Consider the following 23,300-nt stretch of genomic DNA (forward strand, 5'->3'; position numbering starts at 1 on the left):
GGGACCCCCGGAACGAATGGGGCAAAAAGTGCGCCATACCACTTCGTCACGGAGCGTGCGGCTCCCTGTCCGCATATTTCACCAATCATGGTTGCGGGTAGTGACAGAGGCATAACTCAGTGCAAGTGTGCCGGGCATGACGACCAACGGGGGCTTCGTGCCCGTCTTCTGCACCGTCGTACCGCCACATGTCCTCGACAAGCTGGCCCGGAACGACGACCCCGCACTCTCCGGTCCCGCCCAGCGGACCTTGATGCGAGACAGCGAGCTGCGCGGCAGGCGCCGCGTCACGACCGAGTTCGCCCTCGCGGCCGCCCCGACGGCGAAGGCACCGTCGGACCAGCCGCTGCGCACCATCTACGACGCCGAGCACAAGGCCGCCCTGCCCGGCACCAAGGTCCGCGGCGAGGGCCAGGACCCCGGCCAGGACGCCACCGTCAACCGGGCCTACTCCGGCCTCGGCGCGACCTTCGAGCTCTTCCTCAAGGCCTACCAGCGGCACTCCATCGACGGCGACGGCCTGCCCCTGGACGCCACCGTCCACTACGACGAGAACTACAACAACGCCTTCTGGAACGGCGAGCAGATGGTGTTCGGCGACGGTGACGGCGAGATCTTCCTCGACTTCACCATCCCGATCGACGTCATCGGCCACGAGCTCACCCACGGCGTCACGCAGTACACGGCCAACCTGACCTACTACGGCCAGCCCGGCGCCCTGAACGAGTCCATGTCGGATGTCTTCGGCGCCCTGATCAAGCAGTACACCCTCGGCCAGACCGCCGCCGAGGCCGACTGGCTGATCGGCGCGGGCCTGCTCGCCCCCAGCGTCTCCGGCAAGGCCCTGCGCTCCATGAAGGAGCCGGGCAGCGCGTACGACGACGACGTGCTCGGCAAGGACCCGCAGCCCGCGACCATGGACGACTACGTCCGCACCGGCCGCGACAACGGCGGCGTCCACATCAATTCCGGCATCCCCAACCACGCCTTCTACCTGGCCGCCACCGCGCTCGGCGGCCACGCCTGGGAGAAGGCGGGACAGATCTGGTACGACGTCCTGACCGGCGGCGAGCTGACGGACCGGGCCATGTTCACCGACTTCGCGGCGCTGACCGTCAAGGCCGCGCGCGAGCGCTTCGGCGACGGCGGCGAGGAGCTCCAGGCCGTGTCGAAGGCGTGGGAGCAGGTCGGGGTGCGGATCCCGTAAGTCCGTACTAGACAGGGACCCATGCGTATTCAGGTACGGCGCACGGGTGGATTCGCGGGCATCGAGCGGCTCGCCGAGGTGGACACCTCGGGGCGGCCCGACGCCCAGGAGTGGCACGCCCTGGCCGAGCGCGCGGTCGCGTCCGGCCGGGGCACGCCACCGATCGGGGTTCCGGACGGCTTCAGCTACCAGATCACCGTCGACGGCAAGACGGTGTACTGCTCGGATCCCCGGCTCACGGACGAGCAGCGCAAGCTGATCTCCAGGGTGCTGAAGGAAGGAGCGTGACGGGCTCACGCGGAGGGTGGTAACGGGCAGTTCACGCCGGGGCGTTGACTTCCGTTACCGCCGGTACGGATGATCCGGCGCATGGTGACTGATGCGCGCGGCGCGACGAACCCGATACCGCAGTTCCCGGCCGGCTTCCTGTGGGGCGTCTCGACCTCGGCCCACCAGATCGAGGGTGCGACGGACGAGCGCGGAGCATCCGTGTGGGACGCCTTCACGGCCGAGCCGGGCAAGGTGAAGGACGGCTCCACGGCCGCGGTGGCCTGCGACCACTACCACCGCTACCGCGAGGACGTGGCGCTCCTGGCCGACCTGGGCGTGAGCGCGTACCGCTTCTCGATCTCGTGGCCCCGGGTGAACGCGCCGAAGGGCCTCGACTTCTACGACCGTCTGGTCGACGAGCTGTGCGCGGCGGGCGTACGGCCGGTGCCGACGCTCTTCCACTGGGATCTGCCGGTCGCCCTGGACTGGCTCGACCGGGACACCGCCGCCCGTTTCGCCGAGTACGTGTCGGTGGTCGCCGAGCGCCTGGGCGACCGCGTCCAGAAGTGGATCACGATCAACGAACCCGCCGAACACACCCTCCTCGGCCACGCCCTCGGCACCCACGCCCCCGGCAAGCAGCTCCTCTTCGACGCCCTCCCCGCCGCCCACCACCAGCTGCTGGCCCACGGCCGGGCCGTCCAGGCCCTGCGCGCGGCCGGCGCCACGGACATCGGCATCGCCAACTCGCACGGGCCGACATGGCCGGCCTCGGAGGAGCAGGCGGACGTGGAGGCGGCCGACTTCTACGACCTCCTGCTCAACCGGCTGTTCGCCGACCCGGTTCTGCTGGGCGAATACCCGCACGGAGTCGGCGAGTTGATGCCCGGGGACGTCGAGGCGGACCTCAAGGTCATCGGGGAGCCGCTCGACTTCTACGGCATCAACTACTACGCGCCGACCCGCGTGGGCGCCCCGCAGGGCACCGAGATCGAGTTCGGCGGGATCAGCATGCCCGCCGAACTTCCCTTCTCGGTGCGGGAGATCGAGGGCGTGCCGACGACGGACTTCGGCTGGCCGGTCGTCCCCGAGGGCCTCACCGAGCTGCTCACCGGCTTCCGTGACCGCTACGGCGACCGGCTCCCGCCGATCGTCATCACCGAGAACGGCTGCTCGTACGAGGGCGTCGACGACCAGGAGCGGATCGCCTACCTGGACGGCCACCTCCGCGCGCTGCACCGGGCGGTGGAGGCGGGTGTGGACGTCCGCGGGTACTTCGTCTGGTCGCTGCTCGACAACTTCGAGTGGGCGGAGGGGTACGCGCGCCGGTTCGGGCTGGTGCACGTGGACTTCGAGGACGCCACGACGCTGACGCGGACGCCCAAGGCGTCGTACGGCTGGTTCCAGGAGCTGCTCCGGGCCCAGAGATGACCGCGGCCCCACCGCATGCCCTCGCCGAGCCCGTCGACCGGGTCGGCGGCGGCTGGACGGCGGCGCTCTCGCTGGCCAACGTGGCGATCTGGGTGGGCTGGTACGGCCCGCTGCAGATCCTGCTGGCCCAGCAGGCGGAGGACTTCGCGCCCGGCACGGGCATGTCGAAGGAGACGCTGCTGGCGTGGGTGACCGGCGTCGGGGCCGTGGTGTCCCTGTTCGCGAACCCGCTCTTCGGCGCGCTGTCGGACCGCACCACGGCCCACTGGGGCCGCCGTAGGCCGTGGATCGTGGCCGGTGCGGCGGGCGGCGCGCTGTCGCTGCTGCTGCTCGCCGGTGCGGGCGGGCTGTGGACCATGGTGGCCGGCTGGTGCCTGGTCCAGCTGACCCTGAACGCGGCCTTCGCGGCGGTGACGGCGGCGGTACCGGACCGGGTGCCGCGGCTCCAACGGGGCGCGGTGGGCGGCTGGTTGGGAGCGGCGCAGATTCTCGGGGCGGTCGCCGGTACGGGTCTGGCGACGGCGACGGGCGGGATCGCGGCGGGGTATGCGGCGTGCGCGGTGTTCGCGCTGGCGGGTGTGCTGCCGTACGTCCTGCGGCACCGGGATCCGAGGCTGGGGGTCGCGGACCGGCCGGCCTGGTCCTGGGGCGCGTTCGTACGCGGCTTCTGGCTGAGCCCGCGCCGCTACCCGGACTTCGGCTGGGCCTGGCTGACCCGCTTCCTGATCAACCTCAGCAACGCGCTGGTGATCCTCTATCTCCTCTACTACCTGCGGGACCGCCTGCACCACGACGACCCCGAGCAGGGCGTGCTCATCCTGACCGCGGTGAACAGCGTGACCCTGCTGGCCACGGTCGTGGTGGGCGGCGTCTGGTCGGACCGGGTGGGGCGTCGGAAGCCGTTCGTGATGTGGTCCGGGCTGCTGATGGCCGCCGCCACACTCCTGCTGGCCGCCTGGCAGACCTGGCCGAGCGCGATCGTCGTGGCGGCGCTGCTGGGGCTCGGCCTCGGGGTGTTCATGTCGGTCGACTTCGCGTTGATGACGGACGTGCTGCCGAAGGCGCTGGACCGGGGCAAGGACCTCGGCGTCATCAACGTGGCGAACGCCCTGCCCCAGGTGGCCGCCCCGGCCCTCGCCGCCCCGATCGTCACCTACCTGGGGGGATACCGGGTGCTGTATCTGGTGGCGGCGGTGGCCGGGTTGGCGGGGGCGGTGCTGGTGGGCCGTATTCGAGGGGTGGACTAGAGAGCCGAGGGTGGGGTTAGAGCGCTCCGGCCTCCCGCGCGGCGTACACCGACGGATACAGCGGCCGATACCCCAGCTCACGGCGGATCCGCTCCGTGGAGGTGATCACGAGCCACGGGTCGGGATCGGTGCGGTCATACAGCTCCTCGGGAACCTCGACTCCGTTGAGCTGGTGCAGCTCGACCGCCGTGACGGGGGCGTCGTCGGCGATGTTGTAGATCCGGCCGGCGATGCCCGGCGCGTGCAGGATCCGCAGCAGCCCCTGGGCGACGTCCGCGTGATGACCCATCTGCAGCCGCTGGGTCGCAGCCCAGTTCCGGGCCCACATCAGGGACTGGGCGAGGTGCGGATCGCCCTCGCCGTAGACGAAGGGGAGGCGGGCGACGCGCACGTCCAGCCCTTCCAGGGCGAGCAGCTCCCGCTCGGCCGCGGCCTTGGACTCGGGGTACGCACCCCACATCGCCCCGCCGGGCCGGGTCTCGTCGTCCTCGGTGAGCGGGCGGCCCCGTCCGACGCCGTACACCAGCCCCGTGCTGACCTGCACGAACCTCCCCACCCCGGCGGCCAGCGCGACCCGCCCCAGTTCCACGGCCGCGTCCCGGTTGACGGCCCACGCCTCCTCGTCGGGCACCCCGCGGAAGGACGCGGCGACGTTCACGACCGCGTCGACCCCGGCGACGGCCTTGCCGAGCGCCTCGGAGTCCCGCAGATCCCCTACGACGACCTGGGCGCCCAGTTCCGCGAAGTGTTCGCCGCGCGAGGCGTCACGCACGAGAACCCGTACCTCCTCCCCCGGCCGCCGCTGCGCCAGCAGCCTCGGCACGAAGCGCCGCCCGACCTGACCCGTCGTCCCTGTCACCAAAGTCAGCATGTTCCGCTCCTCTCGTCACCGACCACCCTCGGACGGAGCCGGCGCGCGCGGGAGAGACCCGTTGATCAGGGGATCGGCAGTCCCTGGATAAGCCGGGCGGCGTGCCGCAGCCTGGAGGGGTGAACCGAGCCGAACTCGCCGACTTCCTCCGCCGCGGCCGTGCCCGCCTCGACCCGTCCGACGTGGGCCTCACGGCCGGCACCCGCCGCCGTACGCCGGGGCTGCGCCGGGAGGAGGTGGCGGCGCTGGCCGGGATGTCCGTGGACTACTACGCGCGGCTGGAGCAGTCCCGGGGGCCGCGCCCGTCCCGCCAGATGCTGACGGCGCTGGCCCGGGCGCTGCGCCTCGCCGACGTCGAGAGCGATCACCTGTTTCACCTGGCCGGCGAGGAGCCGCCGCGCCGCGAGACGGCGTCCGGGCACGTCCGTCCCGGGTTGCTGCTGATCCTGGACCGCCTGCACGACACCCCGGCGCAGGTGGTGACCGACTGCGGCGAGGTACTCGCCCAGAACGCCATGGCCAGGGCGTTGGTCGGCGACGTGATGTCCCGCCCTCCGCGCGACCGCAACCTGGCCCGCCTGTTCTTCCTGGACCCGGACGCACGCGGCCTGTTCCCGGAGGAGGACCGCGCGGAACACGCCCGCGGCCACGTCGCGAGCCTGCGCGCGGTGGCCGCCGCGCGCCCGGACGACCCGGAACCGGCCGCCCTGGTCGCCGAACTCAGGTCATCCAGCGAGGAGTTCGCCCGCCTCTGGGACGAACACCAGGTGTCCCTGCGCAACCGCGCCACGAAGCGCTTCCTGCACCCCTTGGTCGGCCTGCTGGAACTGGACTGCGAGGTCATGCTCAGCCACCAGCACCACCACCTCCTGATCGTGCACACGGCACGACCGGGGACGGAGGCGTACGAGCGGCTGCAATTGTTGCGGGTGGTGGGCCTGCAGGACATGGCACCAAGCCGGAAATAACAGCACGGGGGCCGTCACTTCTCGACGCAGGCCCAGGCAAGTTCAGCCCGTCCGGCGTTTGAGGACGAGGCCCCTTCAGGGCCGAAGCGGGGGTCTGGGGGCGGCAGCCCCCAGGGACGGGACGGGTAGGGGCGGCGGGGGCGAGAAAACCCTCAGAACCCCAACTTCCGCAACTGCCGAGGATCCCGCTGCCAGTCCTTCGCCACCTTCACATGAAGGTCCAGGAACACCGGCGTCCCCAACAACGCCTCGATCTGCTTCCGCGACTTGATCCCGACCTCCTTCAACCGCTTGCCCTTGGGCCCGATGATGATGCCCTTCTGGCTGGGCCGCTCGATGTAGACGAAGGCGTGGATGTCGAGGAGCGGCTTGTCGGCGGGCCGGTCCTCACGCGGCAGCATCTCCTCCACCACGACGGCGATGGAGTGCGGCAGCTCGTCGCGCACACCCTCCAGCGCGGCCTCACGGATCAGCTCCGCGATCATGACCTGCTCGGGCTCGTCGGTGAGCTCACCGTCGGGATAGAGGGCGGGCCCCTCCGGCAGCAGCGGGACGATCAGATCGGCCAGCAGACCCACCTGCTTGTCGCCGACCGCCGAGACGGGAACGATCTCGGCCCACTCGAACCCGAGCTCCTTGCCCAGCTGATCGATCGCGATCAACTGCTCGGCCAGGGTCTTCGGATCCACCAGGTCGGTCTTCGTGACGATCGCGATCTTCGGCGTCTTCTTGATCGACGCCAGTTCCTTCGCGATGAAACGGTCACCGGGACCCAGCTTCTCGTTCGCGGGCAGGCAGAAGCCGATCACGTCGACCTCGGCCCAGGTGGTGCGTACGACGTCGTTCAGCCGCTCACCCAGCAGCGTGCGCGGCTTGTGCAGGCCCGGGGTGTCGACCAGGATCAGCTGGGCGTCGGGCCGGTGCACGATCCCGCGCACCGTGTGCCGCGTCGTCTGCGGCTGGTTCGCGGTGATCGCCACCTTCTGGCCGACCAGAGCATTCGTAAGGGTGGACTTGCCCGCGTTGGGGCGGCCCACGAAGCAGGCGAAGCCGGCGCGGTGGGGGGCCTCGGACGGCTCGGATGACTGGTGGCGAACGCTCATGGCGCCCATTCTCCCTGATCCACAAGGCCCTGCCGCACAAGGGAGCGACCACCCCGCCACACGATCCCGCCGTGTGGGCTTCCGGAGAAAAGAAGGTCAAGAAGCAGGCTTGGCTTCCTCCCCCTCCTGAAGGAGGGGGATTCCTACGGCTTGCGCCGTGGGGTTTCCTGCTTCATCGCCGGCTGCCCGCCCGGAGTGCTCCGTTGAGGTCTTACACCGGCTCCACAGGCCGATACCGCCAGCCCGGCGGCCCGAAGGTTCCGCGCCGCGTTCACATCGCGGTCATGGGTGACGCCACAGCCGCACGTCCAGGTACGGATGTGCAACGGCATCTTGTCCTGCAGGCTTCCGCAGTTCGAGCACAGCCTGGAGGAGGGAAACCAGCGGTCGACCACGATCACCTCGCGGCCGTACCACCTGGCCTTGTACTCCAGCGTGCTGCGGAAGTCGCTCCACGCCGCATCGCTGATGGCGCGAGCGAGCCTGCCGTTCTTCAGAAGGTTCCGAACAGTGAGGTCCTCGATCACGATCGTTTGGTTTTCACGAACGAGCCGAGTGGTGAGCTTGTGCAAGGTGTCGCGTCGCCGGTCGGCGATCCTGGCATGGATGCGGGCGACCCTCCGGCGCGCTTTCTCCCGGTTCGCCGACCCCTTGGCCTTGCGGGCGAGTTCCCGCTGAGCCCTGGCGAGACGGGCGCGTTCCCGCCGCTCGTGCCGAGGATTGGCGACCTTCTCCCCGGTGGACAGCGTCAGCAGGTGATCCAACCCGGCATCCACACCCACCGCCGCGTCGGTGGCGGGAAACGCCTTCACGCCAGGATCCTCGACAAGGAGGGAGACGAACCAGCGCCCGGCCGCGTCCTGCGACACGGTCACCGTCGAGGGCTGCGCCCCCTCGGGCAGGGGACGGGACCAGACGATGTTCAGCGGCTCCGCCGTCTTGGCCAAAGTCAATTCGCCGTCGCGGAACCGGAACGCGCTGGAGGTGTACTCGGCGCTCTTGCGGGATTTCTTCCGCGACTTGAACCGCGGGTACTTCGCCTGCTTGCCGAAGAAGTTCGTGAACGCCATCTGCAAGTGCCGCAGCGCCTGCTGGAGCGGGACGGAGGAGACATCGTTGAGGTACGCGAGTTCCTCGGTCTTCTTCCACGCCGTCAGCATCGCCGAGGTCGCGTTGTAGTTGACCCGCTCAGCCCGCAGCGTCCACGCCTGCGTACGGGCCGCGAGCGCCATGTTGTAGACCTTCCGCACACAGCCGAACGTGCGCGACAGCTCTGCTGCCTGCGCATCTGTCGGATAGAAGCGGTACTTGAACGCCCGCTTCACGTGAGTCGGCATGCCTCACAAACTAGCATCCAGCCTTGTGAGTGAGTGGCGGATCATCGACAATGGACACCGAATCGCCCCGACGGCGATTCGACTCTCTCTGTCCTGCTCCGCAGGAGTCCGATTCCTCCCCGCCCGTGGGCAGGGGTTTCCTCGGAGGATCCGATGAAGCTGATCACCGCGATCGTCAAGCCGTACCGGCTCGACGAGGTCAAGACCGCTCTCCAGGAGATCGGTGTGCACGGTCTGACCGTGACCGAGGCGAGCGGCTACGGCCGTCAGCGCGGCCACACCGAGGTGTACCGCGGCGCGGAGTACCAGGTGGACCTGGTGCCGAAGGTCCGGATCGAGGTCGTCGTGGACGACGCGGCGTCCGACGACGTCATCGACGCCATCGTGAAGGCCGCCCAGACCGGCAAGATCGGCGACGGCAAGGTCTGGGCGCTGCCGGTCGACACGGTCGTACGGGTGCGGACGGGCGAGCGCGGCCCCGACGCGCTGTAAGCGCCGGGCGCCGGGACCGCGCCCCCCTTCAGAACGTCAGCGCGTCACGCGCGCCGTGTGTGTCAGTCGAACACGAACGGGCCCGGCGACTGCGGCCCGGTCGCCGTGCACGTGATGGTGATGCCGAAGACGGTCATCTGCAGCGAGCCGCCGAAGGCCTCCAGGCTGTCCCCGGAGGCGACGGTGCCGCTGAGCGGGCCGACCTGGACGGGGTCGCCGGCGGCCATCGCCGGGTTCTCCGTGCCGGTGAAGGCGGTGGTGCCGCCGCTCGCCTTCACCAGGGTCAGTGTCGAGGAGATCGAGTCCTCCCCCAGCGCGATCGGCGCGGTGATCGCGGAGGAGTTGACGGTGATGGTGGCGGCGGTGCCGTTCTGCGTCGCCGTGAGGGTGGCCTCGCCGCCGCCGAAGCTGCCGCAGTCGGCGGTGATCGTGGCGGTTTCGGGGGTGACGGCGAGGGCTGCGGGCGCGAAGGCCAGTCCGGTGACCGCGAGGGCACCGGCCACCAGCGCCGCACCTGCTCCGATGCGCGTTCGTCTCATGGGGATGAGCTCCCTTCCCGTGGGGGACTGCCATGTGGGGATGGACGGGAGGTGCATGAGCAGGCCGTCGGCCGCAGGCGAGCGTGGTGCGGGACGCCGCATGGGGGTGAATCTGACGGTCCGTCGGAACTGCTGTTTCCATTGATACGCGTGGGGCGGGGCCCGGCAAGGGTGATTTCCGGACGACAACAAGCGCTCTCCCTCGGGCAGGCTCCGCCGGGAACAGCGGCCAGGGGACAGCGGCCAGGGGACAGCGGCCAGGGGACAGCGGAGCGTGACCGGACGAGTACCGGACGCGAGGAGTCGCGAGAAGCTCGGCCCGCCGGTGAAAACGGCCACCGAGAAAAGGCCTACGGCGTTGTCAGTCCCCCGGCGTACTCTTGAAATCGCCAGGCCGCCCACGTGGCAGGCGAGTCGTATCGAGGAGGATGAGCAGGCCTACAGAGCCGGCCCATGACTCAGACACCCACAGCTCACACCCCCGCGCAGGGGCACGCACGAGCACAGTTCACCGTCCCCGCCCAGCACCCCATGGTGACCGTCCTGGGGTCCGGCGACTCGCTTCTGCGCGTGATCGAGAAGGCCTTCCCGGCGACCGACATCCATGTCCGGGGCAATGAGATCAGCGCGGTCGGCGACAGCCATGAAGTCGCCCTTGTCCAGCGTCTGTTCGACGAGATGATGCTGGTGCTCCGCACCGGACAACCGATGACGGAGGACGCAGTGGAACGCTCGATCGCGATGCTCAGGGCAAGTGAGAACGGGGAGGGCCCGGAGGAGACTCCGGCCGAGGTCCTCACCCAGAACATCCTCTCCTCCCGCGGCCGCACGATCCGCCCCAAGACCCTCAACCAGAAGCGGTACGTCGACGCGATCGACAAGCACACGATCGTCTTCGGCATCGGCCCCGCCGGTACGGGCAAGACCTACCTCGCCATGGCCAAGGCGGTGCAGGCCCTGCAGTCCAAGCAGGTCAACCGCATCATCCTGACCCGCCCCGCGGTGGAGGCGGGCGAGCGGCTCGGGTTCCTGCCGGGCACGCTCTACGAGAAGATCGACCCGTACCTGCGCCCGCTGTACGACGCGCTGCACGACATGCTCGACCCCGACTCCATCCCCAGGCTCATGGCCGCCGGGACCATCGAGGTCGCGCCGCTGGCGTACATGCGTGGCCGGACGCTGAACGACGCCTTCATCATTCTCGACGAGGCCCAGAACACCAGCCCCGAGCAGATGAAGATGTTCCTCACCCGTCTCGGCTTCGACTCGAAGATAGTCATCACCGGTGACGTGACCCAGGTCGACCTCCCGGACGGCACCAAGTCCGGTCTGCGGCAGGTGCAGGACATCCTGGACGGCGTGGACGACGTCCACTTCTCCCGGCTCTCCTCGCACGATGTCGTCCGGCACAAGCTGGTCGGCCGTATCGTCGACGCGTACGAGTTGTACGACAGCAAGCACGGCACCCAGAACGGCACGCACAAGGGCCGCGGCGGCAAGGCCGGGCACAAGGGGAAGTAGAGAACACGCGCGACCATGTCGATCGACGTCAACAACGAGTCCGGAACCGAGGTCGACGAGCAGGCGATCCTCGACATCGCCCGCTACGCACTCGCGCGGATGCGCATCCACCCGCTCTCCGAGCTCTCGGTGATCGTCGTGGACGCCGACGCCATGGAGCAACTGCACATCCAGTGGATGGACCTGCCCGGGCCCACCGATGTCATGTCCTTCCCGATGGACGAGCTGCGTCCGCCGTCGAAGGACGACGAAGAGCCGCCCCAGGGGCTGCTCGGCGACATCGTGCTGTGCCCCGAAGTCGCCACCAAGCAGGGGGCCGAGGCACCCACGCAGCACACCATGGACGAGGAGCTCCAACTGCTCACCGTCCACGGTGTGCTGCATCTGCTCGGGTACGACCACGAGGAGCCCGACGAGAAGGCCGAGATGTTCGGCCTGCAGGCCGCCATCGTGGACGGCTGGCGCTCGGAGAAGGGCCTGACCGGGCCCTCCCCCGCCCCGACCGTGTCATGAGCGTCCCCCTCATCTCCGGCGCGATCGCCCTGGTGGTCGTCGCCTGGCTCGCCGCCTGCGCGGAGGCGGGCCTGGCGCGTGTCTCCAGCTTCCGCGCCGAGGAGGCCGTACGCAGCGGGCGGCGCGGCAGCGAGAAGCTCGCGTTGGTCGCCGCCGATCCGACCCGCTATCTGAACGTCGCGCTGCTGGTCCGGGTGGCCTGCGAGATGGCCGCCGCCGCGATCGTCACGTACGCCAGCCTCCAGGAGTTCGACAGCACCACCGAGGCGCTCCTGGTCGCCATAGCGGTCATGGTGCTGGTGTCGTACGTCGCCGTCGGGGTCTCCCCGCGCACCATCGGCCGCCAGCACCCGCTGAACACGGCGACCGCGGCGGCGTACGTCCTGCTGCCCCTCGCGCGGATCATGGGACCGATCCCCTATCTGCTGATCCTCATCGGCAACGCGCTCACCCCGGGCAAGGGATTCCGCCGCGGCCCCTTCGCCTCCGAGGCGGAGCTGCGCGCACTGGTCGACCTCGCCGAGAAGGAGTCGCTGATCGAGGACGAGGAGCGCCGTATGGTGCACTCGATCTTCGAGCTGGGCGACACGCTGGTGCGCGAGGTCATGGTCCCGCGCACCGACCTCGTCGTGATCGAGCGCTACAAGACCATCCGCCAGGCCCTCACCCTCGCCCTGCGCTCCGGCTTCTCGCGCATACCGGTCGTCGGGGAGAGCGAGGACGACGTGGTCGGGATGGTGTATCTGAAGGACCTGACCCGCAAGACGCACATCTCCCGGGACGCGGAGAGCGAGCTGGTGTCGACGGCGATGCGGCCCGCGTTCTTCGTGCCCGACACCAAGAACGCCGGCGACCTGCTGCGCGAGATGCAGAAGGAACGCAACCACGTCGCCGTGGTCATCGACGAGTACGGCGGCACCGCCGGCATCGTCACCATCGAGGACATCCTCGAGGAGATCGTCGGCGAGATCACCGACGAGTACGACCGTGAGCTGCCGCCGGTGGAGGATCTGGCCGAGGACCGCTACCGGGTCACCGCCCGGCTGGACATCACCGACCTGGGCGAGCTGTACGGCCTCGACGAGTACGACGACGAGGACGTGGAGACGGTCGGCGGGCTGCTGGCGAAGGCACTGGGCCGGGTACCGATCGCGGGGGCGTCCTCTACGGTCGAACTGCCCGACGGCCGTGAGCTGCGGCTGACGGCGGAGGCGGCGGCCGGCCGCCGGAACAAGATCGTGACGGTGCTGGTGGAGCCGGTGGGACCCACCGGGGCCAAGGAGGAGCAGGACGAGTGACGGACGCCGACGGGCGGCGAGGAGACCCCGGTATGACCCCTCAGGAACTGCGTGCCTTCTGCCTGTCCTTCAACGCGGCCGTGGAGGACTTCCCCTTCGCCCCGGAGATCTCGGTCTTCAAGGTGCTGGGCAGGATGTTCGCGCTGAGCTGGATCGACGCCCGCCCCCTCAAGGTCAACCTCAAGTGCGACCCGGAGGACGCGCTGCGGCTCCGCGGCGAGCACGCGGGGCTGATCATCCCCGGGTATCACATGAACAAGCGGCACTGGAACACCGTCACGGTGGACGGCGAACTCCCGGACCGCCTGGTCCGGGAGCTCATCGAGGACTCGTACGACCTCGTCGTGGCCGGTCTACCGAGAGCCGAACGACTCCGCCTCGACCGCCCCTGAGCCGGCCGTCCGCCGGGTCCGCAGGCCGAACGCGACCAGGGCGGCGGCGGCCAGCACGATCGCCGCGTTGAGCGCCAGCACCGTGCGGGTGCCGGACAGCAGGTCGTCGGAGGTCGTGGCGAGGACGCCCAGCAGCGGGATGCCGACCGTGAGCCCGATCTGCTGGGTCGAGGTGACCAGGCCGGTGGCCAGGCCCTGCTCCTCGTCGGGGACTCCGGAGGTGGCTGTCAGGCCGTAGGAGATGATCGCGCCCAGGTGGAACATGCTCGCCAGCGAGACGGCGGCCGTGGCGAGCCAGACGGACCAGGTGTGGGTGTCGAGGAACAGCAGGGCGGCCACGAAGGCGCCCTGGCCGGCGAGCGAGACCGCCAGGGTGCGGCGGGCGCCGAGCCGGCTGACGAACCTCGGGGTGAGCGTGCCCGCGAGCACCGACATGACGCCCTGGACGCCGAAGACCAGGCCCGTCTCCCAGGCCGACAGGTGCAGGATCTCCTGCAGGTACAGGGTGAGGACGAAGATCACCGTCGACATCATCGAGAAGGTGACCAGGCCGCCCAGGTTGCCCCACGCCACCGTGCGGCGGCGCAGCATGGGCAGGGAGACCAGCGGTGCCGCGGTGCGGGACTCGACGACCACGAAGGCCGCCAGGAGCACGAGGCCGACGATCAAGGTCACGATGACATCGGTGCGGGCGAAGCCGTGGTCCGCGGCCGTCGTCAGGGCGTAGATCAGGGACAGCAGACCGCCGGTGACGGTGACCGCGCCGGGCACGTCGAGGTGCGGGCGGTCCGGGGTGCGGGACTCGGGCAGCAGGCCGGGCGCGAGGGGCAGCACGACCAGCGCGAAGATCGCGAGCAGGCCCATCGTGGAGCGCCAGCCGAGCGCGTCGGTCAGGACGCCGCCCGCCACCATGCCGATGGTGAAGCCGAGGGACATCAGCGTCCCCGAGATACCGAGGGCGCGGTCCCGGGCGGGGCCCTCGGCGAAGGTGGTGGTGAGCAGGGACATGCCCGACGGGACGATGACCGCCGCGCCGAGGCCCTGCAGGGCGCGGCCCGCGAGGAAGGACGCCGGGTCCCAGGCGAACGTCGCGAGCACCGAGGCCGCGGCGAACAGGGCGAGGCCCATGAGGAACAGCTTGCGGCGGCCGTAGAGGTCGCCGATGCGGCCGAAGAGGAGCAGGAAGCCGCCGGACGGCAGCGCGAACGCCGTGACCGCCCACTGCAGCGCCGACTGGCTCATGCCGAGGTCGGCGCCGAGGACGGGGAGGGCGACGTTCAGGACGGAGAAGTCCAGCGCGACCATGAACTGGGCGGCGCACAGGACGAACAGGACGAGTTTGTCGCGCGTCGACATCCGGGGGGTGTCGAGCGGCGGGGTCGTGGTGGAACCGGGGGTGGGACTGTCGGTGTCGATCGCCATGGGCAAGAGACTGCAGGCGCCGGAATAGCCGTGGGGAGCGGGCAGTTGTCCTGGTGGTGGCACCACCAGCCAACAGCACAAGGGGGATCCGTACGTGTCTCAGGGCACGCTGAAGAGCAGGCGGCGGCACGAGCTGCGCGAGTTCCTGATGAGCAGGCGGGCGCGGGTGACGCCGGCCGAGGCGGGTCTGCCGGACGGCGGGGCGCGGCGCCGCACACCGGGGTTGCGGCGCGAGGAGGTCGCCGTGCTCGCCGGGGTGGGCGCCTCCTGGTACCAGTGGCTGGAGCAGGGGCGGGAGATATCCGTGTCGCCTCAGGTGCTGGACTCGGTGGGGCGGGTGCTGCGGCTGAGCAACGCCGAACGGCGGCATCTGTACCTGCTGGCCGGGCTGAATCCGCCCGAGCGCGAAGTGGCGCCCGAGAAGCAGCACATGTGCGACGGGCTGCGACGGCTGATCGACGCGTGGATGCCGTATCCGGCGCACATCATGGACCGGTACTACAACGGCGTGATGTACAACGAGGCGGCCGCGACGGTGCTCGGCATGCGGCCCGGCAAGCGGTGGAACTGCCTGATCGACTTCTTCACGGATCCCATGTACCGGGCGCGGGCGAAGAACTGGGAGGAGAACGCCGGAACGGTCGTGGCCCAGTTCCGCGCGGTGTGCTCGGCCTCCCCCGACGACGAGGGGTTCCAGGCGGTGCTGGCCGAGGCGAAGGCGTCCAGCCCGGAGTTCGGCGAGCTGTGGGAGCGGCGGGACATCGAGGACGCCGGGCAGATCCGCAAGGAGCTGGACCATCCGCTGGTCGGGGTGCTGTGCCTGGAGTCGAGCGTGATGCAGATGCCGGTGCGGCCCGATCTGTCGATCGTCCTGCACACGCCGCTGGACGAGGCGAACACGGCGGCGAAGCTCGAGTGGCTGGCCTCGCCGGAGGGGCGGCGCGGGGCCATGTACCCCGTGGCCGGTTAGGCGGGGCGTCGCTTCGTATGCTCAGGTCATGACCGACAACAGCGCGCTTGACCCCGAGGACCGCAAGATCGTCACCCTGGCCCGTTCCGCCCGGGCCCGCAACGGCGTGCCCGAGGGCGCGGCCGTACGGGACGAGACCGGCCGTACGTATGTCGCAGGGACCGTCGCCCTGGACTCCCTGAAGCTGAGCGCGCTGCGGACGGCGGTGGCGATGGCGGTGGCGTCCGGGGCCAAGTCGCTGGAGGCGGCGGCGGTCGTGACGGAGGCGGAGTCACCGTCGGCGGAGGACCGGGCGGCGGTACGGGATCTGGGCGGGCCGGAGACGCCGGTGCTGGTGGCGGGGCCGGACGGGGCGGTGCGTACGACGGTTACGGCGGGTTGAGGCTCGGGGCGTTGTCGCCCCTGCCCTGGGGGCCTGCGGCCCCCAGACCCCCGCTTCGGCCCTGAAAGGGCCTCGTCCTCAAACGCCGGACGGGCTGACATATGCGGACCGGCGCTTCAAGTCCGGGCCGCCGCCGTGATGTGGCTGAGCACGCAGCGCCAGCCGCCGTCGCCCCTCACGAAGACATCGGTCGTCCACTCGTCGGCGTCGAAGCGCTCGCCCTTGTAGTGAGCCGTGTTCGTCACCCGCACCGTCACCACCGCCGAGTCGCCGTACACCTGGACGCGCGGCTCGCCGACGAGCCGGAACGCCGAGTGGGTCAGGTCGCCGGACTCGACGTACGCCAGGAACTGCGCCTTGGTGGAGATGCCCGACTCGGAGACGATGACCCAGTCGTCGGCCATGAAGTCGGCGATCCGGGCGGGGTCGTCGGAGACCATGGCCGCCGCCCAGTCGTGGGCGAGGGCGGCGAGCCGGTCGGCGTCCTGTGCTTCCGGGGCCGCACGCGCGTCGTCGCTCATGGCCGGATGCTAACCAGAGCAGGCCGACTCCGCGCCCGGGGAGCATCCGGCGGGCGATTGTCAGTGCCGGGTGTCACGCTGAGGTCAGAGGATCTGCGAAGGGAATCGCCATGATCACCACCGACCTCACCCCCGGCTCCCCCTGTTGGCTCGACCTCGGCGCCCCCGACGTGCGGGCCGCCGCGGCCTTCTACGGCGCGGTGCTCGGCTGGGAGTACGAGCCCATGGGCGAGGCGGAGGACTTCGACGGCGGGATGTTCAAGAAGGACGGCAAGACGGTCGCCGGGCTCGGCAAGCTCACCGAGGAGGGCGCCCGCTCGGCCTGGATGATCTACTACACCGTCACCGACGCGGACGCCGCGAAGCAGGCGGTCGAGGGCGCGGGCGGCACGGTGCGGGTGGCGCCGATGGACCTCGAGGACTGGGGTCGGATGGCCCAGTTCAGCGACCCGCTGGGCGGTCAGTTCGCCGTCTGGCAGCCGGGGAAGGACACGGGCTTCGAGCTGGCGGACGAGACGGGGTCGCTGTCGTGGACCGAGCTGTACACGAGCGACGCGGGGGCCGCGAAGGAGTTCTACGGCTCCGTCTTCGGCTGGCAGTACAGCGACATGGCGATGCCGGGCGGCGAGGGCACGTACACCCTCATCACGCCCGCCGGGCAGCCCGAGGAGCGCATGCAGGGCGGCCTCATGGAGCTGCCGAAGGAGAACCTCGCGCTGGCGGGCGGGCAGCCGTACTGGCACCCGGTCTTCAACGTCGACGACTGCGACGCCGCGGTCGCCAAGGTCACCGAGAACGGTGGCAGCGTGCAGATGGGGCCGGCGGACGCGGAGGGCGTGGGGCGCCTGGCGGTGTGCCTCGACCCTTCGGACGCGGACTTCGTGGTGCTGAAGCCGGCGCCGCCGAGCTGACCCTGCCGACGGGCACTGTCGCTGTCACGCCGACCGTCTGAACCCGATCGTCGGCACCGCCCGCCGCAGCGGCCATGGTCTGCCCACGTCCTCCGGCACCAGGTCCGCCAGGAACGCGTACCGGCGCAGGGCCTCGGGGTCCTGCCGGTCCAGGGACTGGACCTGGCGCCACCAGGCGCCGATCTCCGCCCAGCCGGGGGCCGAGAGGGAGCCGCCGAACTCCTGGACGGAGAGGGCAGCGGTCAGGCCCGCGAACGCGAGGCGGTCCGCGAGGGGCCAGTCGGCCAGGGTGCCGGCGACGAAGCCGGCGACGAAGACGTCCCCGGCGCCGGTCGGGTCGAGGGCCTCCACCGCGATGGCCGGGACCACGGCGGTCTCCCCGGTCCTGCCGTCCACCGCGTACGCGCCCTCCGCGCCGAGGGTGACCACCGCGACCGGGACGTACTCGGTGAGTGCGTGCGCCGCCTCACGCGGGCTTTCTGCGCCCGTGTACCGCATCGCCTCCTGGGCGTTCGGCAGGAACGCCTCGCAGTGCTCCAGGTCGGCCAGCCCCGCCAGGTCCCACGCCCCGGTGTCGTCCCAGCCGACGTCGGCGAAGATGCGGGCGCCCTTGCTCGCGGCCTGGGCGATCCAGGGTGCCCGGGTGCCCGGCACCAGGGAGGCGACGGCGGCTCGCGCGCGGGGCGGGCAGTCCGGCGCCGGCTCCTCCGGGGGCGGCTCGTGGCCGTGGGAGACCATCGTGCGCTCCCCCTCGTACGCCATCGAGACCGTCACCGGCGAGTGCCAGTCCGGCACCGTCCGCGACGGTGAGAGGTCGATGCCCTCGCCGTGCTCCAGCGCGTCCCAGCAGTACTCGCCGTAGTGGTCGTCGCCGAAGGCCGCCGCGAGCGACGTCTTCAGGCCCAGGCGGGCCAGGGCCGTCGCCATGTTCGCGACGCCGCCGGGACTCGATCCCATCCCGCGCGCCCACGACTCGGTCCCGCGCACCGGGGCCGAGTCGAGGCCGGTGAAGATGATGTCGAGGAAGACCGTGCCCGTGAGGTAGACGTCCCAGGGCGGGTCGGCGGGCGTGCGCAGGCCGGCGAGGGGGTCGACCTGGGCCGATGGGGCAGCCTGGGCCCGGCGGTACGGCCCGCCTGCCATGGCTGTCTTCCCCACGGCTGTCGTCCCCGTGGCTGTTTTCCCCCTGGCCGCCTTCCCCTGCGGCGAGGGTCCCTTCCCATTGGGCGCGGTGGGCGTGGTCACGGTGCGCTCCCTGGCGTGGTGCTGATCTGGCCAGTGTGCACCACGCCACCGACAACGCCACGGCGATCCGGCCCGATCCACCCCGTCCGGGCAGGTCGGCGGCCTCCTACCAGCGCGGCACCGTTGGCGTCACCCACCCGGGATCGGCGATCCGCATGGCGGCCGCGTCGTCGCGCTCCCGCAGCGAGCCGTCGTCTTCCAGCCACCGCCGGTGCAGCACGGCGAGCCGGTCACGGTCCAGGTCGACGCCGAGGCCGGGCGCGTCCGACACGGTGACCTTGCCGTCGTCGAAGGTGAGGCGCTCGGTGAGGACGTCCTCGGACTGCCAGGGGTAGTGGGAGTCGCAGGCGTGGTGGAGGTCCGGCACGGTCGACGCCACGTGGGTCATCGCGGCCAGGGAGATGCCCAGGTGGGTGTTGGAGTGCATGGACACCCCGACGCCGAAGGCGCGGCAGATCGCCGCAAGCTGCTGGGTGTTGCGCAGCCCGCCCCAGTAGTGGTGGTCGGAGAGGACGACCTGCACGGCGTCCTTGGTGAACGCCTCCTTGATCTCCGCGAACGTCGTCACGCACATGTTGGTCGCCAGCGGCACCCCGCTGCGCGCGGCCACCTCGGCCATCGCGGCCGTACCGAGGGCCGGATCCTCCAGGTACTCCAGGACCTCCCCCAGCTCCCGCGCGACCTTCAGTGAAGTCTCCACGGACCAGGCCCCGTTGGGGTCGAGGCGCAGGGGGTGCCCGGGAAAGGCCCGCGCGAGCGCACGTACGGCGGCGATCTCCTCCTCCGGCGGGAAGACACCGCCCTTGAGCTTGAAGGACGTGAACCCGTACCGCTCCTTGAACCGCCGCGCCTGCTCGACGACCCCGGCCGGATCGACGGCGGCACCCCAGTCGTCCTTCTCCGCGCGGACGCCCTCCGGGTGGTCGGCCCACTTGTAGAACAGGTACGCGCTGTACTCGACCGCGTCCCGCACCTTGCCGCCGAGCAGCGCGTGCACGGGCAGCCCGAGCGCCTTGCCGAGGGCGTCGAGGCAGGCCACCTCGAAGCCGGAGACGACGGACAGCCGCAGCTTGTCCGCGGTCTGCACGCCCCGCAGCCCGCCGACGTCGACCTGCCCGGACACCCGGGACCTATCGACGGCCACCTCCTCCACGACGACGAACAGGCCGTTGAGATCGCCGACTTGACGACCGATCAGCTTCTGCGCGAACGGCCGGGCGAGTTCCAGGTACTTGGTGTCGCCGTACGTCTCACCGACACCGACGACCCCGCCCGCCGTCTCGACCTCCACGATCAGCCGGGGCGTGTACGGCTGGTGGACGCCCTGGGTGTTCAGCAGGGGCGGGTCGGCCACCAGGATCGGCGTCAGACGGACATCGGTGATCGTGAGGTTCACAGGGTGGCTCCTACGAGGTCGAGTCCGGCGGCGAGGAGGGTGCGCAGCTCGGCCAGGTCGGCGGCCGACGGGTCGGTGAGCGGGGCGCGTACGGGGCCGACGGGGCGGCCGCGCAGCCGGGCCGCCGCCTTGACCAGGGACACGGCGTATCCGGGCACGCGGTCGCGGAGTTCGACGAGCGGGACGTAGAAGTCGCGCAGCAGCTTGTCGACCGTGCCGTGGTCGCCGTCCTGGAGGGCGGTGAAGAAGGCGTCGGCGATCTCGGGGGCGAAGGCGTGCACGGCGGAGGAGTAGGCGGGGACGCCGACGGCGGCGTAGGCGCGGGCCTGGATCTCGGCGGTGAGGGCCCCGTTGAAGAAGAGGAAGTCCTCGGGGGCGGCGAGGGTGAGGCGCTGGAGGCGGTCGAGGTCGCTGTGGCCGTCCTTGAGGCCGATGACGTTCGGAATGGCGGCGATGCGCTTCAACGAGGCGACGGTGAAGGCGACCTGACCGCGCTGGTAGGCGATGAGCGGGAGGCGGGTGCGGGCGGCGATGTGCTCCAGCTGGGCGACCAGGCCGTCCTGCGGGGCGGCGATCAGATAGTGCGGCAGGACGAGCAGGGCGTCGGCGCCGGCCTCCTCGGCGATGCGGGCGAACCGGACGGCCTGCGCCCAGCCGTATCCGGTCCCGGCGACGACGGGCACGCGGCCGCCCGACTCCTCGACGGCGATCGAGACGACCTGCCGGTACTCGTCCTCGTCCAGCGAGAAGAACTCGCCGGTGCCGCAGGCGGGGAAGAGGGCGCCGGGGGCGGTGGCGAGCCGATCGGCGACGTAGGCGCGGAAGCCGTCCGGGTCCAGTGAGCCGTCCTCGGCAAAGCTCGTGAGCGGGAACGACAGCACGCCCTGTGCCATGCCGTCCCGCAGACGCCGGGCCGTGCGCGTATCGAGGCTCGTATCGAGACTCACCCTCGTCATCTCCCCATGTAGATGTCATCCACGTATGAAAATGGAGATTAGATACGCGAACACCGACCGTCAATGGCGCGGTCGAGCCGATTCGATCCGATTACCATCGCCCCATGTCAGAGACAGGCGGCGTCCGCGAGGTGAAGTCCGCGGCGCGGACGGTCGAGTTGCTGGAACTCCTCGCCGCGCGCGGCGACCGCCCGGCACGCCTCCAGGAGCTGGCCGACGAGCTGGACGTGCCGCGCAGCTCCATGTACGCGCTGCTGCAGACCCTGATCTCCCGCGGCTGGGTCCGCACCGACGTCACCGGCTCGCTCTACGGCATCGGCATCCACGCCCTGCTCACCGGCACCAGCTACCTCGACTCCGACCCGCGCGTCCGCGTCGTACGCCCGTATCTCGACGAGGCCTCCGACGCGCTGGGCGAGACGATCCACCTGGGACGGCTGGACGGCCGGGACGTGGCGTACCTGGCGACGCGCGAGTCGCACGAATACCTGCGGACCATCAGCCGCGTCGGCCGCCGCCTCCCGGCGCACGCGGGGGCGCTGGGCAAGGCACTCCTGGCGGAGCGCCCGGAGGCGGAACTGGCCGAGGGCCCGTACGAGGCCCTCACCCCCAACACCCACACCACGCGCGACTCCCTCGCCGCGGACCTCGCCGAGGTGCGGGCGCGGGGCTACTCGGTCGACCGCGAGGAGGGCGTCCTCGGCATCGTCGGCTTCGGATTCGCCCTGCGCTACGACATCCCGGCCCAGGACGCGATCAGTTGCTCGGTGCCGGTGGCACGGCTGTCGGCGGGGCACGAGGAGCGGATCGTCGCGGTGATGCGGGAGATCAGGGCGAAGATCGAGGCGACGGTTCCGGGTGGCGGCGGGTCGGTGCACTGGCGCAGGTGAGGACCGGGGCCGGGGCACTTGGGGGCACTTGAGGGGTGTTTGCGGGGCCCTCGTCTACCCGGCCTCCCTCACCCCAAACAGAACGTGCCCCACATCACACCGCCCCCACTTCTTCGCGGCTCCCCCTCCTTGATACAAATTCTCCGCGCGTTCCTGTCCGTCGACGGCCTGCGCCCCTCCCCCTCTTGGCTCCTCTCGAGCCGCTCCTTTCGCATGCCCTGGGAACGCCCGTGTTCGCCCCCCGCACCACCCCCTGGCCCCTCGTCGCCCTTTTCACGGCCGGGTACCTCGCCCCGTATCTGCTGCCGACGGTCGTCGGCAGGCTCGACTCCGGGCTTCCGCTCTCCCCCACCCAGGCGGGTGCCGTCGGCAGCGCACTGCTGCTGAGCTCGGCATCGGCGGGGTTCGCGCTGGCATCGCGGGTCGAACGGATCGGGGCTCGCAGACTGGCCCGCGTCGGCCTCACCCTCGCGCTCCTCGGCTACGGCGGCGCTGCCCTCGCGCACCCCGTGCCGGCCGTCGTCCTCGGCGTGCTCGTCGGCGGCTTCGGATCCGGTACGGCCACCGCGGTCGCCGCCACCCGCATCGCCGCCCAGCCGGACCCGCACCGGGCCACCACGGTCGGCCTCCTGGGCGTCTCCGCCCTCGCGGGCGCCGTCTATCTGACGGTCCCCCACCTGGGCCCCGGCCACGGACTCCCGCTCGCCGCGATCGCCCTCACCGCACTGGCCGTATGGCCGCTGACGGGCCGGCTCCCGGCCGCCACCGCCAGGTCGCACCGAAGCGGTTGGGACAAGTCCCCGCTCCCCCACCGCCGCCAGGGCCTGACCCTCGCCGCCTGCATGCTGTGCTGGTCCCTCGCCCAGAACTCCCTCTGGGGCGTCAGCGGCCGGATCGGCCTGACGCAGGCGCACCTGACCGAGACCACGGTCGGCGCGGTGTTCGCCGTGGCGCTCGGCGCCGGGCTGCTCGGCGTCACCGGAGCGGGCGCGCTCGGCCCGCGCCTCGGCCGCGCGCTGCCCATCGGCGCGGGCACGGCCCTCATCGCGGCCTGCATCGCGCTCAGCGCGTCCGCCACCGACCTGCCGACCTTCGCGACCGGCGAGATCGCCTGGAACACTCTCTACCCGATCGTCCTGTCGTACGTCATCGGCCTCGCCGCCTCCCTCGACGGGCGCGGCCGCTGGGCGGTGCTCGTCGGTTCGGCGTCGTCGCTGGGCACGGCGGCGGGCCCGCTGACCGGGAGCCTGCTGTCGGCGCAGGCCGGCTTCCCGGTCATGGGGGCGGTGCTGGCGGCCGGGCTGCTGGTGATCGCCGTACCGCTGACGGCGGTGGCGCTGGGTGCGGGCAGGCGCCCACTGCCGGTGGTGGAGATCCCGGTGGAGGCACCTGCCTACGACAAGGCAACGGCAGCCTGA

The 23,300-nt window shown here is 70.9% G+C and carries 24 protein-coding genes; 15 read left to right on the top strand and 9 right to left on the bottom strand.

The annotated features are described in order from the left end of the window. Window positions 1-136: 136 nt before the first annotated feature. The 4 genes from ABD932_RS11160 to ABD932_RS11175 all read left to right on the top strand — a co-directional run bounded on the left by ABD932_RS11160 (window position 137) and on the right by ABD932_RS11175 (window position 4,155). The gene (locus ABD932_RS11160) at window positions 137-1,207 is read left to right on the top strand and encodes a M4 family metallopeptidase (RefSeq protein ID WP_345011263.1); all 1,071 of its coding nucleotides are present in this window, start codon (window positions 137-139) and stop codon (window positions 1,205-1,207) included. Window positions 1,208-1,228: 21 nt separating this feature from the next. Continuing rightward, the gene (locus ABD932_RS11165; protein WP_345011265.1) at window positions 1,229-1,495 is read left to right on the top strand and encodes a protealysin inhibitor emfourin; all 267 of its coding nucleotides are present in this window, start codon (window positions 1,229-1,231) and stop codon (window positions 1,493-1,495) included. Window positions 1,496-1,564: 69 nt separating this feature from the next. Continuing rightward, complete coding sequence (locus tag ABD932_RS11170; protein ID WP_345011267.1) at window positions 1,565-2,908, top strand: GH1 family beta-glucosidase; 1,344 nt, start codon at window positions 1,565-1,567, stop codon at window positions 2,906-2,908. Further along, the gene (locus ABD932_RS11175; RefSeq protein ID WP_345011269.1) at window positions 2,905-4,155 is read left to right on the top strand and encodes an MFS transporter; all 1,251 of its coding nucleotides are present in this window, start codon (window positions 2,905-2,907) and stop codon (window positions 4,153-4,155) included. The genes ABD932_RS11170 and ABD932_RS11175 overlap by 4 nt, the downstream gene beginning before the upstream one ends. Window positions 4,156-4,171: 16 nt before the next feature. Here the strand turns inward: ABD932_RS11175 and ABD932_RS11180 are convergent, their stop codons facing one another. Further along, the gene (locus ABD932_RS11180; protein ID WP_345011271.1) at window positions 4,172-5,026 is read right to left on the bottom strand and encodes an NAD-dependent epimerase/dehydratase family protein; all 855 of its coding nucleotides are present in this window, start codon (window positions 5,024-5,026) and stop codon (window positions 4,172-4,174) included. Window positions 5,027-5,145: 119 nt separating this feature from the next. Between ABD932_RS11180 and ABD932_RS11185 the strand changes: the two genes are divergently transcribed. Beyond that, complete coding sequence (locus ABD932_RS11185; RefSeq protein WP_345011274.1) at window positions 5,146-5,994, top strand: helix-turn-helix transcriptional regulator; 849 nt, start codon at window positions 5,146-5,148, stop codon at window positions 5,992-5,994. A 152-nt stretch (window positions 5,995-6,146) separates the two neighbouring features. On the opposite strand, the gene era is transcribed toward ABD932_RS11185, so the two are convergent. After that, on the bottom strand, window positions 6,147-7,106 hold the full coding sequence (era, locus tag ABD932_RS11190; protein WP_175647400.1) for a GTPase Era: 960 nt from the start codon (window positions 7,104-7,106) through the stop codon (window positions 6,147-6,149). Between the two features lie 134 nt (window positions 7,107-7,240). Next, window positions 7,241-8,434 carry an RNA-guided endonuclease InsQ/TnpB family protein gene (locus ABD932_RS11195; RefSeq protein WP_345011277.1) on the bottom strand — a complete coding sequence of 398 codons (1,194 nt, stop codon included), beginning with the start codon at window positions 8,432-8,434 and terminating at the stop codon, window positions 7,241-7,243. Window positions 8,435-8,587: 153 nt separating this feature from the next. Here ABD932_RS11195 and ABD932_RS11200 point away from each other — a divergent pair, with 153 nt between their 5' ends. Continuing rightward, window positions 8,588-8,926: a P-II family nitrogen regulator gene (locus ABD932_RS11200; RefSeq protein ID WP_345011279.1), complete on the top strand. Its 339-nt coding sequence runs from the start codon at window positions 8,588-8,590 to the stop codon at window positions 8,924-8,926. Between the two features lie 62 nt (window positions 8,927-8,988). On the opposite strand, the gene ABD932_RS11205 is transcribed toward ABD932_RS11200, so the two are convergent. Then, window positions 8,989-9,465: a hypothetical protein gene (locus ABD932_RS11205; RefSeq protein WP_126392134.1), complete on the bottom strand. Its 477-nt coding sequence runs from the start codon at window positions 9,463-9,465 to the stop codon at window positions 8,989-8,991. 453 nt (window positions 9,466-9,918) lie between these two features. Between ABD932_RS11205 and ABD932_RS11210 the strand changes: the two genes are divergently transcribed. From ABD932_RS11210 to ABD932_RS11225, 4 genes are read left to right on the top strand one after another with little or no spacing between them, the layout of a single operon-like run. Beyond that, complete coding sequence (locus tag ABD932_RS11210; RefSeq protein ID WP_345011281.1) at window positions 9,919-10,986, top strand: PhoH family protein; 1,068 nt, start codon at window positions 9,919-9,921, stop codon at window positions 10,984-10,986. 15 nt (window positions 10,987-11,001) lie between these two features. After that, window positions 11,002-11,499: an rRNA maturation RNase YbeY gene (gene ybeY, locus ABD932_RS11215; RefSeq protein WP_345011283.1), complete on the top strand. Its 498-nt coding sequence runs from the start codon at window positions 11,002-11,004 to the stop codon at window positions 11,497-11,499. Next, the gene (locus ABD932_RS11220) at window positions 11,496-12,797 is read left to right on the top strand and encodes a hemolysin family protein (protein ID WP_345011285.1); all 1,302 of its coding nucleotides are present in this window, start codon (window positions 11,496-11,498) and stop codon (window positions 12,795-12,797) included. The genes ybeY and ABD932_RS11220 overlap by 4 nt, the downstream gene beginning before the upstream one ends. A 32-nt stretch (window positions 12,798-12,829) precedes the next feature. Further along, a complete protein-coding gene (locus ABD932_RS11225) occupies window positions 12,830-13,189 on the top strand; it encodes an MmcQ/YjbR family DNA-binding protein (RefSeq protein ID WP_345011287.1) in 360 nt (119 codons plus the stop codon). Here the strand turns inward: ABD932_RS11225 and ABD932_RS11230 are convergent. Beyond that, entirely contained in the window at window positions 13,151-14,611 is a 1,461-nt protein-coding gene (locus ABD932_RS11230) for an MFS transporter (protein ID WP_345011289.1), read from the bottom strand. The two genes, ABD932_RS11225 and ABD932_RS11230, sit on opposite strands and share 39 nt — an antisense overlap. 148 nt (window positions 14,612-14,759) lie before the next feature. Between ABD932_RS11230 and ABD932_RS11235 the strand changes: the two genes are divergently transcribed. Both ABD932_RS11235 and ABD932_RS11240 read left to right on the top strand, forming a co-directional pair. Next, a complete protein-coding gene (locus ABD932_RS11235; RefSeq protein WP_345011488.1) occupies window positions 14,760-15,581 on the top strand; it encodes a helix-turn-helix transcriptional regulator in 822 nt (273 codons plus the stop codon). Window positions 15,582-15,609: 28 nt separating this feature from the next. Beyond that, window positions 15,610-15,963 carry a cytidine deaminase gene (locus tag ABD932_RS11240; protein ID WP_345011291.1) on the top strand — a complete coding sequence of 118 codons (354 nt, stop codon included), beginning with the start codon at window positions 15,610-15,612 and terminating at the stop codon, window positions 15,961-15,963. A 116-nt stretch (window positions 15,964-16,079) separates the two neighbouring features. On the opposite strand, the gene ABD932_RS11245 is transcribed toward ABD932_RS11240, so the two are convergent. Then, window positions 16,080-16,484, bottom strand: a complete 405-nt coding sequence (locus tag ABD932_RS11245) for a nuclear transport factor 2 family protein (RefSeq protein WP_345011293.1) — start codon at window positions 16,482-16,484, stop codon at window positions 16,080-16,082. Window positions 16,485-16,594: 110 nt separating this feature from the next. Between ABD932_RS11245 and ABD932_RS11250 the strand changes: the two genes are divergently transcribed. Next, window positions 16,595-17,395 (top strand): VOC family protein, encoded by an 801-nt coding sequence (locus ABD932_RS11250; RefSeq protein WP_345011294.1) that lies wholly within the window; start codon window positions 16,595-16,597, stop codon window positions 17,393-17,395. Between the two features lie 24 nt (window positions 17,396-17,419). Here ABD932_RS11250 and ABD932_RS11255 read toward each other — a convergent pair whose 3' ends face one another. The 3 genes from ABD932_RS11255 to ABD932_RS11265 form a co-directional block, all read right to left on the bottom strand. After that, the gene (locus ABD932_RS11255) at window positions 17,420-18,538 is read right to left on the bottom strand and encodes a carbohydrate kinase family protein (protein ID WP_345011296.1); all 1,119 of its coding nucleotides are present in this window, start codon (window positions 18,536-18,538) and stop codon (window positions 17,420-17,422) included. Between the two features lie 208 nt (window positions 18,539-18,746). Then, window positions 18,747-20,036, bottom strand: coding sequence for a glucarate dehydratase family protein (locus ABD932_RS11260; protein ID WP_345011298.1), 1,290 nt, complete (start codon window positions 20,034-20,036; stop codon window positions 18,747-18,749). Further along, window positions 20,033-20,929, bottom strand: a complete 897-nt coding sequence (locus tag ABD932_RS11265; protein WP_425587449.1) for a 5-dehydro-4-deoxyglucarate dehydratase — start codon at window positions 20,927-20,929, stop codon at window positions 20,033-20,035. The genes ABD932_RS11260 and ABD932_RS11265 overlap by 4 nt, the downstream gene beginning before the upstream one ends. Before the next feature lie 167 nt (window positions 20,930-21,096). Here ABD932_RS11265 and ABD932_RS11270 point away from each other — a divergent pair, with 167 nt between their 5' ends. Both ABD932_RS11270 and ABD932_RS11275 read left to right on the top strand, forming a co-directional pair. Next, complete coding sequence (locus ABD932_RS11270) at window positions 21,097-21,882, top strand: IclR family transcriptional regulator (protein WP_345011302.1); 786 nt, start codon at window positions 21,097-21,099, stop codon at window positions 21,880-21,882. Window positions 21,883-22,112: 230 nt separating this feature from the next. Next, window positions 22,113-23,300, top strand: a complete 1,188-nt coding sequence (locus ABD932_RS11275) for an MFS transporter (RefSeq protein WP_345011304.1) — start codon at window positions 22,113-22,115, stop codon at window positions 23,298-23,300.

The sequence above is a fragment of the Streptomyces shaanxiensis genome, assembly GCF_039537145.1.
In the GTDB taxonomy this organism is placed as follows: Bacteria; Actinomycetota; Actinomycetes; order Streptomycetales; family Streptomycetaceae; genus Streptomyces; species Streptomyces shaanxiensis.

What these genes read in the sequence shown, in the direction of transcription:
- ABD932_RS11210 (WP_345011281.1), top strand. Translation starts at nt 9,919, where the DNA reads ATGACTCAGACACCCACAGCTCACACCCCCGCGCAGGGGCACGCACGA.
- ABD932_RS11200 (WP_345011279.1), top strand. Translation starts at nt 8,588, where the DNA reads ATGAAGCTGATCACCGCGATCGTCAAGCCGTACCGGCTCGACGAGGTC.
- ABD932_RS11170 (WP_345011267.1), top strand. Translation starts at nt 1,565, where the DNA reads ATGATCCGGCGCATGGTGACTGATGCGCGCGGCGCGACGAACCCGATA.
- ABD932_RS11265 (WP_425587449.1), bottom strand. Translation starts at nt 20,929, where the DNA reads ATGGCACAGGGCGTGCTGTCGTTCCCGCTCACGAGCTTTGCCGAGGAC.
- ABD932_RS11245 (WP_345011293.1), bottom strand. Translation starts at nt 16,484, where the DNA reads ATGAGCGACGACGCGCGTGCGGCCCCGGAAGCACAGGACGCCGACCGG.
- ABD932_RS11225 (WP_345011287.1), top strand. Translation starts at nt 12,830, where the DNA reads ATGACCCCTCAGGAACTGCGTGCCTTCTGCCTGTCCTTCAACGCGGCC.
- ABD932_RS11220 (WP_345011285.1), top strand. Translation starts at nt 11,496, where the DNA reads ATGAGCGTCCCCCTCATCTCCGGCGCGATCGCCCTGGTGGTCGTCGCC.
- ABD932_RS11160 (WP_345011263.1), top strand. Translation starts at nt 137, where the DNA reads ATGACGACCAACGGGGGCTTCGTGCCCGTCTTCTGCACCGTCGTACCG.
- ABD932_RS11165 (WP_345011265.1), top strand. Translation starts at nt 1,229, where the DNA reads ATGCGTATTCAGGTACGGCGCACGGGTGGATTCGCGGGCATCGAGCGG.
- ABD932_RS11235 (WP_345011488.1), top strand. Translation starts at nt 14,760, where the DNA reads ATGAGCAGGCGGGCGCGGGTGACGCCGGCCGAGGCGGGTCTGCCGGAC.
- ABD932_RS11230 (WP_345011289.1), bottom strand. Translation starts at nt 14,611, where the DNA reads ATGGCGATCGACACCGACAGTCCCACCCCCGGTTCCACCACGACCCCG.
- ABD932_RS11180 (WP_345011271.1), bottom strand. Translation starts at nt 5,026, where the DNA reads ATGCTGACTTTGGTGACAGGGACGACGGGTCAGGTCGGGCGGCGCTTC.
- ABD932_RS11270 (WP_345011302.1), top strand. Translation starts at nt 21,097, where the DNA reads ATGTCAGAGACAGGCGGCGTCCGCGAGGTGAAGTCCGCGGCGCGGACG.
- ABD932_RS11240 (WP_345011291.1), top strand. Translation starts at nt 15,610, where the DNA reads ATGACCGACAACAGCGCGCTTGACCCCGAGGACCGCAAGATCGTCACC.
- ABD932_RS11250 (WP_345011294.1), top strand. Translation starts at nt 16,595, where the DNA reads ATGATCACCACCGACCTCACCCCCGGCTCCCCCTGTTGGCTCGACCTC.
- ybeY (WP_345011283.1), top strand. Translation starts at nt 11,002, where the DNA reads ATGTCGATCGACGTCAACAACGAGTCCGGAACCGAGGTCGACGAGCAG.
- ABD932_RS11175 (WP_345011269.1), top strand. Translation starts at nt 2,905, where the DNA reads ATGACCGCGGCCCCACCGCATGCCCTCGCCGAGCCCGTCGACCGGGTC.
- ABD932_RS11205 (WP_126392134.1), bottom strand. Translation starts at nt 9,465, where the DNA reads ATGAGACGAACGCGCATCGGAGCAGGTGCGGCGCTGGTGGCCGGTGCC.
- ABD932_RS11255 (WP_345011296.1), bottom strand. Translation starts at nt 18,538, where the DNA reads ATGGCAGGCGGGCCGTACCGCCGGGCCCAGGCTGCCCCATCGGCCCAG.
- ABD932_RS11195 (WP_345011277.1), bottom strand. Translation starts at nt 8,434, where the DNA reads ATGCCGACTCACGTGAAGCGGGCGTTCAAGTACCGCTTCTATCCGACA.
- era (WP_175647400.1), bottom strand. Translation starts at nt 7,106, where the DNA reads ATGGGCGCCATGAGCGTTCGCCACCAGTCATCCGAGCCGTCCGAGGCC.